Here is a 15,897-nt window from a genome sequence, read left to right as displayed (position 1 = left end):
CCCCGTGACGGGAACCGTCGGCATCGTCGGCGTCGGCAACATGGGCGGCGGCATGGCCGCCCGGCTGCTCGCATGCGGCTGGCGGGTGCAGGCCTGCGACCTGGTCGAGGCGAAGGTGCAGGCGCTGGTGCGGCAGGGTGCGCGCGCGGCGGCCAGCCCGCAAGAGGCGGCCCAGGGCGCCGACGCCCTGATCGTGTGCGTGGTCGATGCCGCGCAGTCCCGGGCGGTGCTGTTCGGCCCCGAGGGCGCCGCCGCGGCGCTGGAGCGCGGCCGTGCCGTGCTCCTTTGCCCCACGATCGCGCCGCAGGACGTCGAAGCGCTCGCATCCGGCCTCGCCGAGCGCGGCCTGGCCGCCATCGATGCGCCCATGTCGGGTGGGCCGGCGCGGGCGCGCGACGGCAGCATGAGCCTGATGGTGGCCTGCGACGACGCTGTGTACGCGGCGAACCGCGCGCTGCTGGAGGCGCTCAGCGGCAAGGTGTTCCGCATCGGCACGCGCGTGGGCGACGGCGCACGCACCAAGCTCGTCAACAACCTGCTGGCCGCCATCAACCTCGCGGGTGCGGCGGAAGCCATGGCGCTGGCCGAGCGCCTCGGGCTGGACCTGGCCCGCACGCTGGACGTGATCGAGCAGTCCAGCGGCCAGAGCTGGATAGGCTCCGACCGCATGCGCCGCGCCATCGCGGGCGACTATGCGCCGCGCGCGCACGTCACGCTGCTGCAGAAGGACACGGGCCTGGCCTTGCAGGCCGCGCGCGCCGCGGGCTTCCAGGCGAGCCTCGGGCCGGTGGCGCACGAGGCCTTCAACCGTGCCGTTGCGGCGGGGGACGCGGAGCTGGACGACGCCGCCTTGCTGCGCCTGTTCCGCAGGCCGTGAACGCGCGGCGGGTGCCGGCCCGACGCCGGCTCGGCCATTGACCTATTCCGCGGTCCCGCGCGGACAAAGTGCGGACCCTACAATGGTCCGATGATCTCCCGCGAACCCACCATCGAGCGCCTGGCGATCGCCCGCGCGCTGCTGCTCGAACCCTTCGGACTCGACGAAAGCCATCTCTCGCGCGCCCTGGCGGAGATCCGCGCGCACCGGGTGGACGACGCCGACCTGTACTTCCAGTACACGCGCAGCGAAGGCTGGAGCCTGGAGGAGAGCATCGTCAAGACCGGCAGCTTCAGCATCGACCAGGGCGTGGGCGTGCGGGCCGTCAGCGGCGAGAAGACTGCCTTCGCCTACTCCGACGACATCTCCGAGGCTTCCCTGCTCGATGCGGCGCGCGTGGTGCGCTCGATCGGCGCGGCGGGCGATGGCGGCGTGGTGCGGGTTCCCTCGCAGCAGGTGGCCGGCAGCCGCTCGCTGTACCGGGGGCTGGATCCGATCGCGACGCTGGACAGCGCGTCCAAGGTCAAGCTGCTGGAGCGCGCCGAGCAGATGGCCCGCGCCAAGGATCCGCGCATCGCCCAGGTGATGGCGGGGCTGGCGAGCGAATACGACGTGGTGCTGGTCGCGCGCGCCGACGGCACCATCGCAGCCGACGTGCGGCCGCTGGTGCGCATGTCCGTCACGGTGATCGCGGAGCAGAACGGCCGCCGCGAGATGGGCACCGGCGGCGGCGGCGGCCGCTTCGGCCTGGCCTACTTCGACGACGAGCGCCTGCAGGGCTACGTGAACGATGCCGTGCGCGCCGCCCTCACGAACCTGGAATCGCGTCCCGCGCCGGCCGGCCACATGACCGTGGTGCTCGGCCCGGGCTGGCCCGGCATCCTGCTGCACGAAGCCGTGGGGCACGGCCTGGAGGGCGACTTCAACCGCAAGGGCTCCAGCGCCTTCTCGGGCCGCGTGGGGCAGCGCGTGGCGGCCAAGGGCGTCACGGTGCTGGACGACGGCACCATCGCCGATCGCCGCGGCTCGCTGAACGTCGACGACGAGGGCAACCCGAGCCAGCGCAACGTGCTGATCGAGGACGGCATCCTGCGCGGCTACATCCAGGACTCGCTCAATGCGCGCCTGATGGGCGTGGCGCCCACCGGCAACGGCCGGCGCGAGAGCTACGCGCACATCCCGATGCCGCGCATGACCAACACCTACATGCTCGGGGGCGACCTGGCGCCCGAGGAAATCGTGGCGAGCATCGAGAAGGGCCTGTACGCCACCAACTTCGGCGGCGGGCAGGTGGACATCACCTCCGGCAAGTTCGTGTTCTCCGCCAGCGAGGCGTATTGGGTGGAGAACGGCAGGATCCAGTACCCCGTGAAGGGTGCGACGATCGTGGGCAACGGCCCGGACGCACTCACGCGCGTGAGCATGATCGGCAACGACATGCGCCTGGATACCGGCGTGGGCACCTGCGGCAAGGAAGGCCAGAGCGTGCCCGTGGGCGTGGGCCAGCCCACCCTGCGCATCGACGGCCTCACGGTCGGCGGCACGGCCTGAGGGACTTCCCCAACGCCCGTCCAGCCCGGCCGTGGCCATACTGGCGGCCAGCCCATGCCTTCGCGTCCCCATTCCACCACCCAGCGGCTCTCGATCGACCCGTTCACCAACCTGCCGAGCATCAACACGTTCGACGGGCTGAGCAACTTCCTGCGCGGAGCGATCGCCGACGAGGACAGCCGGCTCTTCTCCGAGAGCATGGCGCAGTTGGCGCAACAGGCGGAGACCGTGGTGGCGGGCCTGCGCGCGAGCCGCCATCGCGACGACGCGAGCCCGCTGCTGATGGACATGCTCACGGTGCTGCGCGAACACCGCGCCTTCGTGGTGAACCTCGGGCTGGACTGGCGCGGCCTCTACGAATACGCCGCCTACCTGCAGACGCTGAACAACTTCCGCGTGCTGATCGGTCAGTGGCTGCTGCATTCGGCGCCCTGGGACGACGAGCTGGGCCTCACCGCGGAAGACTTCGAGCTGGCCGCCTGGCGCACCATGGGCGAGGGCATGCTGCTGGTCGACATGTACGAGCAGTGGCTGACGCGCGAGGACCCCGACGAGCAGCGCTCGGAGCTGGGCGAGCTGCCGGCGCCGCAGGTCGCGCGCGTGCTGCAGTGGTGGCACAAGCTGCGGCGCTAGCGGCGGCCGGCGACGCTGGCGCGCAACGCGCCGACGGCCGTGCTGGACAGGCGCCCCGGGGCGTGTGTTAAATTGCCGCCATGCGTCCCGTTCGCGGCTTCTTTTTCGGCTACTTCTGGTTCTCCAGCGCCCCCGGCGGAAGAGAGATCTGAGCGTACCCGCGACACACGCAACGAACCTCGAAAGACCGCCGGCAACCCCGGCGGTTTTTTCTTGGGCCCGCGAACCACCCCACCAGCGAGAACAGCCGCCATGAACCCGCCCAAAGCCACCGCCGCCGATGCCTGGCACGCGCACCCCGTCGACCGAACCAGCCAGACCGACGACCAGCGCATCAAGGACATCACCGTGCTGCCTCCTCCCGAACACCTGATCCGCTTCTTCCCGATCCGCGGCACGGCCGTGGAGAGCCTGGTGAGCGGCACGCGGCGCGCCATCCACAACATCATGGCGGGGCAGGACGACCGGCTGCTGGTGGTGATCGGCCCGTGCTCGATCCACGACCCCGGCGCGGCGCTCGACTACGCACGCAAGCTCAAGGAGGCGCGCGACAAGTACCGCGACTCGCTGGAGATCGTGATGCGCGTGTACTTCGAGAAGCCGCGCACCACGGTGGGCTGGAAGGGCCTGATCAACGACCCCTACCTGGACGAGAGCTTCCGCATCGACGAGGGCCTGCGCATCGCCCGCCAGCTCCTGATCGAGATCAACCGGCTGGGACTGCCCGCCGGCAGCGAATTCCTCGACGTGATCTCGCCGCAGTACATCGGCGACCTCATTTCGTGGGGGGCCATCGGCGCGCGCACCACCGAGAGCCAGGTGCACCGCGAGCTGGCCTCCGGCCTGTCGGCGCCGATCGGCTTCAAGAACGGCACCGACGGCAACATCAAGATCGCCACCGACGCGATCCAGGCCGCGGCGCGCGGGCACCACTTCCTGTCGGTGCACAAGAACGGCCAGGTCGCGATCGTGCAGACCAACGGCAACCGCGACTGCCACGTGATCCTGCGCGGCGGCAAGGCGCCCAATTACGACGCCGCCAGCGTCACCGCCGCCTGCCGGGAACTGGAAGCGGCCAAGCTGCCGCCGGTGCTGATGGTGGACTGCAGCCATGCCAACAGCAGCAAGCAGCACGAACGCCAGATCGTCGTGGCCAAGGACATCGCTGGACAAATCGCGGCCGGCTCGCGCAACATCTTCGGCCTGATGGTGGAAAGCCACCTGACCGGCGGGGCGCAGAAGTTCACCCCCGGCAAGGACGATCCCAAGGCCTTGGAGTACGGTAAAAGTATTACTGATGCCTGCATCGGCTGGGGGGAATCCACCGAAGTGCTCGATGTTCTTGCCAAATCCGTGCACCAGCGACGGAATCGGGGCTGATGCTGGTTTACATCCTGTAACCTGCTGTGTATATTTGTTTCGACTCGGCCCTGAGAGGGCGAGGAGGAACACATGACGATCGAGGTGCCGGCCCTACGGCTGGGGCTGGCGGGTTTCAGCGAAGCGCAGCAGAAGGTGGCGGCGGACGCGGCGAAGGCGGCGGCCACGCCGCGCTCGACCTGGGAACTCGCGCCCTTCGCGGAGGCCGACGCATGGTGGCTGGAGGGCCGGCGCACCATGCTCATGCCCAACAAGCACCTGCGCGTGCAGCCGGCGGTGCCCTCGGGCCGGTCGGTGCAGATCGCGCTGGCGGACGTGGACCGGCCCGTGGCCTTCTCGCTGCCGCTGGCGGCGCCGGACTTCAAGCCGGCGATGACTTTCACCCTGGAGGAGGCCCACTCCGCGGTGCAGGCGCTGCACCAGTTCGCGGGCTTCATGCACGCGACGCTCGCGCAGTTCTGCCTCGCCGCCAGCATCGCCGACAACCAGCCCACGCTGGGCGCGGGCTCCTGGGAGGTGCTGCGCGAGGGCGACCTGCTCGCCGTGGTGGACCTCAAGCTCGGGGCGGCGGTCGATCCGTCCGCCCTGCCGTCGCACTTCGAGGGCGCCACCTGGTGCGTGCGCGAATACGGCGCCGTGATGATCCCGCTGAACTGGCCGCGGGCGAGCGTCTCCCAGCTGATGTGGCAGTACGCGCAGCGCACGCAGCGCGACCTGCTGCCTCCGCACTACCGCACCAAGCCGCTGTTCTTCCGCCGGCCGCCGCGCCTGGCGCAACGCCAGATGCGCGACGCGCACCTGCTGCTGATGCGCGAACTGGTCGCCCAGCCGGGGATGACCTTCGAGGCCCTGCAGCAGTCCACCGGCCTCGCGGACGTGGCGCTGGCGCGCTATCTCTCGGCCCTGTACGTGGTCGGCTCGATCACCTCGAACTCGCGCCGGGCGAGCGCCGCGGCCACCCTCGCCGTGCACGGGCGGGATGCGACGGCGTCGCAGCAGAGCATCTTCGAATCGGTGATGGACACGGGCCCGCGGCATTCCGAGCCGCCGGCGCGGCCGCGGCAGGACCTCACCGCGCCGCTGCCGCTCACGCGCGACTAGTCGAAAGGCGCGCCCTCAGGCCGCGCGCTGCAGCGCTTCGAGCAGCCTGGCGTGGATGCCGCCGAAGCCGCCGTTGCTCATGCACAGGATGTGGTCGCCCGGGCGCGCCGCCGTCGTCACCTGGTCGACCAGCTCGGGGATCGTCTGCGCGACCCGCGCCTTGTCGCCCATGGGCCGGAGCACCTCCACCGGATCCCAGCCCAGGCCGCCGGCATGGCAGAAGGACAGGTCCGCCTGCTCCAGGCTCCAGGGCAGCTGCGCCTTCATCATCCCCAGCTTCATCGTGTTGCTGCGCGGCTCGAACACGGCCAGGATGCGCTGCGCGCCGACCTGGCGGCGCAGGCCGTCGATCGTCGTGCGGATCGCCGTCGGGTGGTGGGCGAAGTCGTCGTAGACGGTCACGCCGTTGGCGATCCCGCTCACTTCCATGCGCCGCTTGACGTTGCGGAATTCGCGCAGCGCCGTGGCCGCGACGGCGGGCGTGACGCCCACGTGCTGCGCGGCGGCGATGGCGGCCAGCGCATTGAGCTGGTTGTGCACGCCGGCCACGTCCCAGTGCACCTGCGCGACCCGGTGGCCCTGTTCCAGCACGTCGAAGCGGGTCGGCTCGCCCTCGGCGCGGAAGTCGCTCACCGCGGCGCCGAAGGTGCGCACCTCGCTCCAGCAGCCCTGGTGCAGCACGCGCTGCAGGCTTTCCTCCAGCCCGTTGACCACGATGCGCCCGGTCGAGGGGATCGTGCGCACGAGGTGGTGGAACTGGCGCTCGATGGCCGCGAGGTCGTCGAAGATGTCCGCGTGGTCGTACTCGAGGTTGTTCAGGATCGCGGTGCGCGGGCGGTAGTGGACGAACTTGCTGCGCTTGTCGAAGAAGGCCGTGTCGTATTCGTCGGCCTCGATCACGAAGGCGGTGTTGGGCCGGGCCATGTTGCCCAGGCGCGCCGACACGCCGAAATTCAGGGGCACCCCGCCGACCAGGAAGCCGGGCTGCAGGCCCGCGTGCTCCAGGATCCAGGCGAGCATGGTGGTGGTGGTGGTCTTGCCGTGGGTGCCGGCGACGGCCAGCACGTGGCGGCCCTGGAGCACGTGCTCGGCGAGCCACTGCGGGCCGCTGGTGTAGCGCAGGCCCTGGTCCAGGATGGCTTCCATCAGGGGGAAGCGCGGCGTGCCGTCGGGGGTGCGGGCGCGCGAGACCACGTTGCCGACGACCCAGACGTCGGGCTTGAGGGCGAGCTGCTCGGTGCCGAAGCCTTCGATGAGGTCTATGCCGAGGGCGCGCAGCTGGTCGCTCATGGGCGGATACACGCCCGCGTCGCACCCGGTCACCTTGTGTCCGGCCTCGCGGGCCAGGGCCGCGAGCCCGCCCATGAAGGTGCCGCAGATGCCGAGGATGTGAATATGCATGGCCGGCGATTATCGGGGCGGGGCGTAAGGCGGCCGTAACGGCGCCGCCGAAAACCGAACAGCCGGACGCAGAGGACGCAAAAGATACGCAGAGGGCGCAAAAAATACCGGGTCCATTCTGGATGGATTCCTTTTGCGTCCTCTGCGTACCCTTCGCGTCCTCTGCGTCCGGAAGTCCGCTTTCTCCCGGCCTATTTGGGAAACACCTGCCGCAGCTTGAGCTTCCAGAACTTGCCGGTCGACGTGCGCGGGACGGCTTCGATGAATTCGTAGCGTTCGGGCAGTTGCCACCTGGCGAAGCTGCGCTGCTGCAGGTGCTCGTTCAGCTCGCCGGGATGCGCGTCGGCGCCCTTCTTCAGCACCACGCAGGCCAGCGGGCGCTCGCCCCATTTCTCGTGCGGGATCGCGATCACCGCGGCTTCGGCCACGGCGGGGTGGGCCATGAGGGCGTTCTCCAGGTCCACCGAACTGATCCACTCGCCGCCGGACTTGATCAGGTCCTTCGTGCGGTCGGTGATGCGCACGAAACCGAGTTCGTCCACGCTCGCCACGTCGCCGGTGCGCAGCCAGCCGTCGGCGGTGAACTTGCCCGGGTCCTGCGCCACCTGGTGGTAGCTGCCGGTGATGAAGGGGCCGCGCACCTGGATCTCGCCCACGCTCTTGCCGTCCCAGGGCTGCTCGCCGGCGTCGCCGATCACCCGCAGGTCCACCAGCGGTACCGGCACGCCCGCCATCGCGGCCCGCCGGTACTTCTCGTCCTCGCTCGCGCCCTGCAGTTCCGCCCGCGGATAGGAGATCGTGCACACCGGCGAGGTCTCGGTCATGCCCCAGCCCTGCTCGATCCAGATGCCGTGCCGGTCGAAGGCGCGGATCAGGGCTTCGGGCACCGCGGCGCCGCCCACCAGCGAGCGCATGCCGCGCGGCAGCTTCCAGCGGCCGTGATGGGGCGAGTCCGGCTTCTCCGCGGCGTCGAAGGCCTGGATCAGCGACAGCCAGATGGTCGGCACGCCCAGCGACAGCGTCGGCGGCTCGACCTGCATCAGGTCCAGGAGGTCGTCCGGGTGCAGGTGCGGGCCGGGGAACACCAGCTTCACGCCCATCATCACCGCGCCGTACGGCATGCCCCAGCTGTTGGCGTGGAACATGGGGGTGACGGGCAGCACGACGTCCGTGCCGCGCAGGCCCCAGAAGTCGCCCAGGCTCGCGACCAGCGTGTGCAGGATGGTGGAGCGGTGCGAGTAGGCCACGCCCTTGGGGCGGCCCGTGGTGCCCGAGGTGTAGCACATGGCCACCGGGTCGTCCTCGCCGTGCTCCGCGTAGGTGAAGTGCTCCGGGTCGGCGCCGGCCAGCAGCTGCTCGTAGTTCTCGAATTCCGGCGCGACGTCGGCGCCGGAGAAGGGGAACACGATCACCTTCTCGAACCTGTGCAGCCCGGCGATCTGCCGGTATAGGGGCAGCAGCACGTCGTCGACGACCAGGAAGCGGTCCTGCGCGTCGCCCGCGATCCAGCCGATCTCGTCGGGCGCGAGGCGCAGGTTCAGCGTGTGCATCACGCCGCCGGCGGCGGGGATGCCGAAGTAGCACTCCAGGTGCGCATGGTGGTTCCAGCACAGCGTGGCGACGCGGTCGCCCTTCTTCAGCCCGAGCTGCTGCAGCGCGGCGGCCAGCGAGCGCGTGCGCCGGAAGAACTCGCCGTAGCTGTGGCGCGCCAGGGACTTGTCCGGCAGGCGCGAGACGATCTCGTTGCGGTGGAACAGGTGGCCCGCGCGTTCCAGCAGGTGGTTGAGCGACAGCGGCGTCGCCATCATCGTGCTCTGCATGCCTGGTCTCCTTGGCGGCCCCGGAAGGGCCAGGCCAATGTACGGTGCGGGGCTGGCGGCGTCCATGCAGAATGGACCCGATGGACACGCTGCAGTCGGAAATCGCCGCCGCCGCCGCCCGGCTGGTGGTGGAGGAGGGCCTGGAATACGGGCCGGCCAAGCGCCGCGCCGTCAAGCTGCTGGGGCTGAACGCCCGCGCCGGACTGCCGGACAACGACACCCTGGAAGACGCCGTGCGCGAGTACATCGCGATCTTCTGCGCCGACACGCAGCCGGCCGAACTCGCGGCCCTGCGCCGCCTGGCCCTCACCTGGATGGAGCGGCTGGCCCAGTTCCGTCCCTACCTGGGCGGCGCGGTCTGGCACGGCACCGCCACCCGCCTGTCGGACATCTACGTGCAGCTGTTCTGCGACGATCCGAAATCCGCTGAAATCGCGCTGATCGAGCACCAGGTGGACTACACGCCGCGCACGGTGACCGGCTTCCATGGAGAATCGGTGGAGGCGCTCAGCATCAGCAGCATGAGCCGCGAACTCGGCGAGGCCGTAGGGGTCCACCTCCTGGTCTACGACCACGACGACCTGCGCGGGGCGCTGAAGCCGGATTCGAAGGGACGCACGCCGCGCGGGGACCTGGCGGCGGTGCGCGCATTGGTGGAGGAATCGGAACATGGATGATTCGAGCAAGACGGGCGCGGCCTCGCGCCGCGGGGCGCTGATGGCGGGCGTCGGGGTGGCAGCCGTCCTGGCCGGGGCCGGCTACGCCTGGATGCGCAGCAGGCCGTCCGCGCCTGCGACGGCGACGGGGCCGGGCGCAGGAGCCGGCGGCGCCGCGAGTGCCGGCGGCGAGGTCGACCAGGCTGGCGCGCAGGAATTCTGGGCGCAGGAATTCGAGACGCCGCAGGGCCCGAAGATCGCGATGGCCTCCTTCAAGGGCAAGCCGCTGCTGCTGAACTTCTGGGCCACGTGGTGCGCCCCCTGTGTCGAGGAGATGCCGATGCTCGATGCCTTCTACCGGCAACACGCGGCAAAAGGCTGGCAAATGGTCGGTTTGGCGATCGACCAGCCATCCTCGGTGCGCAAGTTCCTCGAGAAGACGGCGGTCAGCTATCCGATCGGCCTGGCCGGTTTCGGCGGCACCGAGCTGACCAAGGCGCTGGGCAACATGGCGGGGGGCCTGCCCTTCTCGGTGCTGTTCGACAAGGACGGCAAGGTGCGCCAGCGTAGAATGGGCCGCCTCACCGAAGCCGACCTGCAGGCCTGGTCCGGCCTGGCCTGAGCGCCCAGCCGCCCTCCGGGGCGCGCCGGGGACGTCTCCGCCACTTGCTGCATCAAAAGAAATAGCGGCCAGTTGGCGCCAAAAGAGGGAAGTAGGCGAGTTTTGCTGTAAATTCGCGTCCTCTCACAACGAGGCAGGAGACCTCCCCATGGACTTGCGCAAACTCAAGACGCTGATCGACCTGGTGTCGGAATCGAACGTGTCCGAACTGGAGATCACCGAAGCCGAGGGCAAGGTGCGCATCGTCAAGGGAGGGCCCGCGATGGTGCAGGGCACCCACATGCCGATGCAGATGCAGATGCCGATGCAGTCGAATGTCGCTGCACCGACACCGGCGCTCGCCCCCGCCGCGGCCGCGCCGGCCGCCGTACCCGAAGTGCCCAAGGGCCACATCGTGAAGTCGCCGATGGTGGGCACCTTCTACCGTGCTTCGGCCCCCGGGGCGAAGTCCTTCGTGGAGGTGGGCAGCCAGGTCAAGGAGGGCGACACGATCTGCATCATCGAGGCCATGAAGATCCTCAACGAGATCGAGGCCGACAAGTCCGGGACCATCATCGAGATCCTGTGCGAGAACGGGCAGGCGGTCGAATACGGCCAGCCGCTGTTCGTCATCGAATAAAAAATGTTTAAAAAGATCCTTGTTGCGAACCGCGGTGAAATCGCGCTTCGCATCCAGCGGGCCTGCCGCGAACTCGGGGTGAAGGCCGTCATGGTCTATTCCGAGGCCGACCGCGAAGCCAAGTACGTCAAGCTCGCCGAAGAGGCCGTCTGCATCGGCCCGCCCCCTTCGAACCAGAGCTACCTGAACATGCCGGCCATCATCTCGGCGGCCGAAGTGACGGATGCCGAGGCGATCCACCCCGGCTACGGCTTCCTGTCCGAGAACGCGGACTTCGCCGAGCGGGTGGAAAAGAGCGGCTTCCAGTTCATCGGCCCGACGCCGGAATCGATCCGCCTGATGGGCGACAAGGTGTCGGCCAAGCAGGCCATGCTCAAGGCCGGCGTGCCCTGCGTGCCCGGCTCCGAGGGCGAGCTGCCGGACAACCCGGCGGAGGTGCGCCGCATGGCCAAGGCGGTGGGCTACCCCGTGATCATCAAGGCCGCGGGCGGCGGCGGCGGGCGCGGCATGCGCGTCGTGCACACCGAGGCGGCGCTGGTGAACGCGGTGCAGATGACGAAGGCCGAGGCGCTGGCCGCCTTCGGCAACGGCGCCGTCTACATGGAGAAGTTCCTCCAGAACCCGCGCCACGTCGAGATCCAGGTGCTGGCCGACAAGTACAAGAACGCCGTCTACCTGGGCGAGCGCGACTGCTCCATGCAGCGGCGCCACCAGAAGGTGATGGAGGAAGCGCCGGCCCCGGGCATCCCGCGCAAGCTGATCGAGAAGATCGGCGAGCGCTGCGCCGCGGCCTGCAAGAAGATCGGCTACCGCGGCGCCGGCACCTTCGAGTTCCTGTACGAGGACGGCGAGTTCTATTTCATCGAGATGAACACGCGGGTGCAGGTGGAGCACCCGGTGACGGAGCTGATCACCGGCATCGACATCGTCAAGACGCAGATCCTGGTGGCGGCCGGCGAGAAGCTGCCCTTCACGCAGCGCGACATCGTGCTGCGCGGCCACGCCATCGAGTGCCGCGTGAACGCCGAGGACCCGTACAACTTCATGCCCTCGCCGGGGCGCATCACGCTGTGGCATCCGCCCGGCGGCCCGGGCGTGCGCGTGGACTCGCACGTTTACAACAACTACTTCGTGCCGTCCAACTACGACTCGATGATCGGCAAGATCATCGTGCACGCCGACACCCGCGACATGGCGCTGGCGCGCATGCGCAGCGCGCTGGGCGAGACGGTGGTGGAAGGCATCAAGACCAACATCCCGCTGCACCGCGAGCTGCTGGTGGATGCGAAGTTCATGGCGGGCGGAACGAACATCCACTACCTCGAAGAGTGGCTGTCTCACCACAAGAGATAGGGTCGCCGATGTTCGAACTGCGCCTGCTCGTCCCCGAAGAGCGCGTCGAGCCCGTGAGCGACGCGCTCGAGGCGCTCGACGCCCTGAGCGTGTCAGTGGAGGATGCCGATGCGCAGACGCCCGCGGAGCAGGCACTGTTCGGCGAGCCCGGCATGCCGCCGCCCAAGGAGGGCTGGCAGCGCTCGCTGGTGATCGCGCTGTTCCCCGGCGAGACGCAGGCGCGCGAGGCCGCGCAGCTGCTCGCGCCGCAGGACTTCTTCGCCGGCTGCAGGCTGGTCGGCATCCAGGCGGTGCCGGAACAGGACTGGGTGCGCCTGACGCAATCGCAGTTCGAACCGGTGGAGATCACGCCCACCTTCTGGATCGTGCCGAGCTGGCACGAGCCGCCGGCCGGCGCGCGCAAGGTGATCCGGCTCGATCCGGGGCTGGCCTTCGGCACCGGCACGCATCCCACCACCCGCATGTGCCTGCGCTGGATTGCGCAGCACCCGCCGCAAGGCCAGCGCGTGCTCGATTACGGCTGCGGCTCCGGCATCCTGGCCATCGGGGCCGCCAGGCATGGCGCGGCCAGCGTGGACGCGGTCGACATCGACGAGGCGGCCGTGCGTTCCACGCAAGCCAATGCGCAGGCCAACGGCGTGCAACTGGCGGCCGGACTGCCGGACCAGGCCCATGGGCGCTACGACACGGTGCTCGCCAACATCCTCGCCACGCCGCTGAAGGTGCTGGCGCCGCTGCTCACGGCGCACGTGGCGCCCGGCGGCGCGCTGGTGCTGGCCGGCATCCTCTCGCGCCAGGCGCAGGAGCTGAAGGAGGCGTACGCGACCTACTGCCGGCTCGAGGTGAGCGACGAAGAGGATGGCTGGATCCTCATGACCGCGCGACTCTAGTCTCTACAATCGCGGGCTCATGAGCCTGATCACCAGCTGCCCCGCCTGCGGGACGATGTTCCGCGTCGTGCCGGACCAGCTGAAGATCTCCGAAGGGTGGGTGCGCTGCGGCCACTGCAGCGAGGTCTTCGACGCCGCCGCCCACATGGTGGACGAATCGGTGCTGGAGCAGCTGCGCACGGCGGAGGCCGCCCCCCGCCCCCGCGAGCAGGAGGTTCCGCCCTTCCTGGCCGTGCGCCCCGAAGAAGCCGCTCCGGAGGCGGCGGAGTTCCCGACGTCTGCACCGGCCACGATGCCGGTCGAACTGACGACGCGCCCGGCGTCCCTCTACGGGCCGCTTCCGGGCAGCGAGCCCGCGGCCGCGCCGCTGTCGAAGGACGAGAGCGCCTTCGGCCCCGACAGCGAGCTCGAGCCTTCGCCGCTGGACGGCCCCTTCGTCTTCCGCCGCTCGGACCTGCTGGAGCGCGAGGATTCCTCGGTGCTGCCGCCGGCGCCGGCCGATACGCAATGGCCCGAGTCGCACGACGACGCGGCGGCCGAGGAACTGCACAACGTCTCCTTCGTGCGGCAGGCGCGGCGCCGCGCATTCTGGCGCCGCCCGCTGGTGCGTACGCTGCTGCTCCTCTTCGGCCTGGCGCTGGCGGCGCTGCTGGCGCTGCAGGTCGGCTGGCAGGACCGCGACCGGCTGGCCCTCACCCAGCCGGAGCTGCGGCCCGTGCTCGTGCGCATGTGCGAGCTGCTGCACTGCTCCCTGGGCGCGCCGCGCCAGATCGAGTCCATCGTCATCGAGAGTTCGGGCTTCACGCGCGTGCGCAACGACACCTACCGGCTCGCCTTCAGCGTGCGCAACACGGCGCGGGTGCAGGTCGCGGTACCGGCGATGGAGCTGACCATCACCGACGCACAGGACCAGCCGATCGCGCGGCGCGTGCTCCTGCCCTCCGAGCTCGGCGCGCCGGGCGACGCGATCGCGCCGGCCTCGGAGTGGTCGGGCGCCGTGGGCGTCGTGGTCGGCGGCTCCAGTTCCGCGCGCGTCGCCGGCTACCGCCTGCTCGCCTTCTATCCCTGACTCACCACCGAAAGACCACCATGGCCGCCGTCATCTGCGGATCCCTCGCCTTCGACAACATCATGAATTTCGAGGGCCGCTTCGCCGAGCAGATCCTGCCGGACCAGCTGCACATCCTCAACGTGTCCTTCCTCGTGCCCTCGCTGCGGCGCGACTTCGGCGGCTGCGCGGGCAACATCGCGTATGCGCTCAAGCTGCTGGGCGGCGAGCCGCTGCCGCTGGGGGCGATCGGCAGCGACGGCGGCGACTACCTGCAGCGCTTCGACAAGCTGGGGATCAGCACCGAGTTCGTGCTGCGCGTGGACGACACGTACACCGCGCAGGCGATGATCATGACCGACCAGGACAACAACCAGATCACCGCCTTCCATCCCGGCGCGATGATGCAGGCGCACGGCATGAAGCTGCGGGCGCGGCAGGACATCCGGCTGGGCATGATCTCGCCCGACGGGCGCGACGCGATGCTGCAGCACGCCGAGCAGTTCCAGCAGGCCGGCATCCCCTTCGTGTTCGATCCGGGGCAGGGCCTGCCGATGTTCGACGGCTGGGAGCTGGCGAACTTCATCGAGCAGGCGACCTGGGTCACCGTCAACGACTACGAGGGCAAGATGCTGTCGGAGCGCACGGGCTGGAGCAGCGCCGAGATCTCGCGCCGCGTGCGCGGCCTGGTGGTCACGCTGGGCGGGGACGGCTGCGAGGTGTGGGTCAACGGCGAGGTCACGCTGGTGGCGCCGGAGCAGCCGGCCGCCATCGTCGACCCGACGGGCTGCGGCGATGCCTGGCGCGGCGCGCTGCTGTACGGCCTGGAGCAGGGCTGGACGCTCACGCGCTGCGCCCAACTGGGCAACAAGATCGGCGCGATCAAGATCGCGAGCCGGGGGCCGCAGAACTACACGCTCGATGGGCTGAAGCGCTGATGGTCTGAGGACTTCGAAAAGCGGACAGCCGGACGCAGAGGGCGCAAAGGGTACGCAGAGGACGCAAAAGAAAACCTTCAAGGTTTTCCTTTTTCTTTTTGCGTCCTCTGCGTACCCTTCGCGTCCTCTGCGTCCGGTATTTCGGTTTTTCCCCTTCAAGACCCCCGCGCGAACGTCACCCCTCCGTCCACCACGATCGTTTCGCCGCAGACGAAATCTCCCGCCCGCGAGGCCAGGAAGATCGCGGCGCCGGCCATGTCTTCGGGTTCGCCGATGCGGCCCACGGGCACCCGGTGCGCCACTTCGTCGGCGTGGTCGCGTGCCTGCTTGTTCATGTCGGAGGCGAAGGGCCCCGGCGCGATGCCGCTGACCACGATGTGGTCCTGCGCCAGGCGCAGCGCCATGCGCTTGGTCAGGTGGATCAGCCCGGCCTTGCTGGCGCTGTACGAGTAGGTCTCCCACATGTTCACCGAGATGCCGTCGATGGAAGCGATGTTGATCACCTTCGCCGGCCGCTGCGCGCTGGCCGCCTTGCGCAGGTGGCCGTGCAGCGCCTGCGTGAGGAAGAAGGGCGCCTTCATGTTCAGGTCGACCACCTTGTCCCACCCGCTTTCCGGGAAGGTGTCGAAGGACTCCCCCCAGGCCGCGCCGGCATTGTTGACGAGGATGTCCAGCGCCGGTTCGCGGTCCATCACCTGCGCGGCGAGGGCACGCGCGCCTTCGACGGTGGAGACGTCCGCGGGAAGGGAAAGGCAGGTCCCTATCTTCGACAGCTCCTCGGCCGTGGCATCGCAGGCCGCGGCCTTGCGCGCGCTGATGTAGACCTTCACGCCCTGGTGCAGGAAGCCGGTGGCGATCATGCGGCCGATGCCGCGCGAGCCGCCGGTGACGAGCGCCACGCGGCCTTGCAGGGAAAACAGGTCTTTCATCCGGGAACTCCTTTCGTGGTGCCGCAGCCTAATGCAGGCGCGCGCAGGCCTCCAATCACCTGAATGACAACCCCACCCC

Annotated in this window: 15 protein-coding genes; 12 read left to right on the top strand and 3 right to left on the bottom strand. The window is 69.5% G+C overall.

Annotated features, from left to right (window positions below; translation table 11 throughout):
• Positions 1-4 precede the first annotated feature (4 nt).
• The 5 genes from WG923_RS01530 (at position 5) to WG923_RS01510 (ending at position 5,542) form a co-directional block, all read left to right on the top strand.
• A complete protein-coding gene (locus WG923_RS01530; RefSeq protein ID WP_340349145.1) occupies positions 5-877 on the top strand; it encodes an NAD(P)-dependent oxidoreductase in 873 nt (290 codons plus the stop codon).
• A 90-nt stretch (positions 878-967) separates the two neighbouring features.
• Positions 968-2,428: a metalloprotease TldD gene (gene tldD / locus WG923_RS01525; RefSeq protein ID WP_340349144.1), complete on the top strand. Its 1,461-nt coding sequence runs from the start codon at positions 968-970 to the stop codon at positions 2,426-2,428.
• A 54-nt stretch (positions 2,429-2,482) separates the two neighbouring features.
• On the top strand, positions 2,483-3,061 hold the full coding sequence (locus WG923_RS01520; RefSeq protein WP_340349143.1) for a hypothetical protein: 579 nt from the start codon (positions 2,483-2,485) through the stop codon (positions 3,059-3,061).
• Positions 3,062-3,313: 252 nt separating this feature from the next.
• Positions 3,314-4,441 carry a 3-deoxy-7-phosphoheptulonate synthase gene (locus WG923_RS01515; protein WP_340349142.1) on the top strand — a complete coding sequence of 376 codons (1,128 nt, stop codon included), beginning with the start codon at positions 3,314-3,316 and terminating at the stop codon, positions 4,439-4,441.
• 72 nt (positions 4,442-4,513) lie between these two features.
• Positions 4,514-5,542, top strand: coding sequence for a hypothetical protein (locus WG923_RS01510; protein WP_340349141.1), 1,029 nt, complete (start codon positions 4,514-4,516; stop codon positions 5,540-5,542).
• Positions 5,543-5,557: 15 nt separating this feature from the next.
• Here the strand turns inward: WG923_RS01510 and mpl are convergent, their stop codons facing one another.
• Entirely contained in the window at positions 5,558-6,943 is a 1,386-nt protein-coding gene (mpl, locus tag WG923_RS01505; RefSeq protein WP_340349140.1) for a UDP-N-acetylmuramate:L-alanyl-gamma-D-glutamyl-meso-diaminopimelate ligase, read from the bottom strand.
• A 191-nt stretch (positions 6,944-7,134) separates the two neighbouring features.
• Entirely contained in the window at positions 7,135-8,763 is a 1,629-nt protein-coding gene (locus tag WG923_RS01500) for a long-chain fatty acid--CoA ligase (RefSeq protein WP_340349139.1), read from the bottom strand.
• 80 nt (positions 8,764-8,843) lie between these two features.
• Between WG923_RS01500 and WG923_RS01495 the strand changes: the two genes are divergently transcribed.
• The 7 genes from WG923_RS01495 to WG923_RS01465 all read left to right on the top strand — a co-directional run bounded on the left by WG923_RS01495 (position 8,844) and on the right by WG923_RS01465 (position 14,889).
• A complete protein-coding gene (locus tag WG923_RS01495; protein ID WP_340349138.1) occupies positions 8,844-9,440 on the top strand; it encodes a hypothetical protein in 597 nt (198 codons plus the stop codon).
• A complete protein-coding gene (locus tag WG923_RS01490; RefSeq protein WP_340349137.1) occupies positions 9,433-10,041 on the top strand; it encodes a TlpA family protein disulfide reductase in 609 nt (202 codons plus the stop codon). The genes WG923_RS01495 and WG923_RS01490 overlap by 8 nt, the downstream gene beginning before the upstream one ends.
• Positions 10,042-10,189: 148 nt before the next feature.
• Positions 10,190-10,660 carry an acetyl-CoA carboxylase biotin carboxyl carrier protein gene (accB, locus tag WG923_RS01485; protein ID WP_340349136.1) on the top strand — a complete coding sequence of 157 codons (471 nt, stop codon included), beginning with the start codon at positions 10,190-10,192 and terminating at the stop codon, positions 10,658-10,660.
• Positions 10,661-10,663: 3 nt separating this feature from the next.
• A complete protein-coding gene (accC, locus tag WG923_RS01480; RefSeq protein ID WP_340349135.1) occupies positions 10,664-12,013 on the top strand; it encodes an acetyl-CoA carboxylase biotin carboxylase subunit in 1,350 nt (449 codons plus the stop codon).
• An 8-nt stretch (positions 12,014-12,021) separates the two neighbouring features.
• Positions 12,022-12,903, top strand: a complete 882-nt coding sequence (prmA, locus tag WG923_RS01475; protein ID WP_340349134.1) for a 50S ribosomal protein L11 methyltransferase — start codon at positions 12,022-12,024, stop codon at positions 12,901-12,903.
• 19 nt (positions 12,904-12,922) lie between these two features.
• Entirely contained in the window at positions 12,923-13,972 is a 1,050-nt protein-coding gene (locus WG923_RS01470; RefSeq protein ID WP_340349133.1) for a DUF3426 domain-containing protein, read from the top strand.
• Positions 13,973-13,992: 20 nt separating this feature from the next.
• Entirely contained in the window at positions 13,993-14,889 is an 897-nt protein-coding gene (locus tag WG923_RS01465; protein ID WP_340349132.1) for a carbohydrate kinase family protein, read from the top strand.
• 155 nt (positions 14,890-15,044) lie between these two features.
• Here the strand turns inward: WG923_RS01465 and WG923_RS01460 are convergent, their stop codons facing one another.
• Positions 15,045-15,818, bottom strand: coding sequence for an SDR family oxidoreductase (locus WG923_RS01460; RefSeq protein WP_340349131.1), 774 nt, complete (start codon positions 15,816-15,818; stop codon positions 15,045-15,047).
• Between the last annotated feature and the right edge of the window lie 79 nt (positions 15,819-15,897).

The sequence above is a fragment of the Ramlibacter sp. AN1133 genome (genome assembly GCF_037890035.1).
Classification (GTDB): Bacteria; Pseudomonadota; Gammaproteobacteria; order Burkholderiales; family Burkholderiaceae_C; genus Ramlibacter.
Note: the sequence above shows the minus strand (reverse complement) of the source record. Positions and strands in the feature narration are given on the sequence as shown.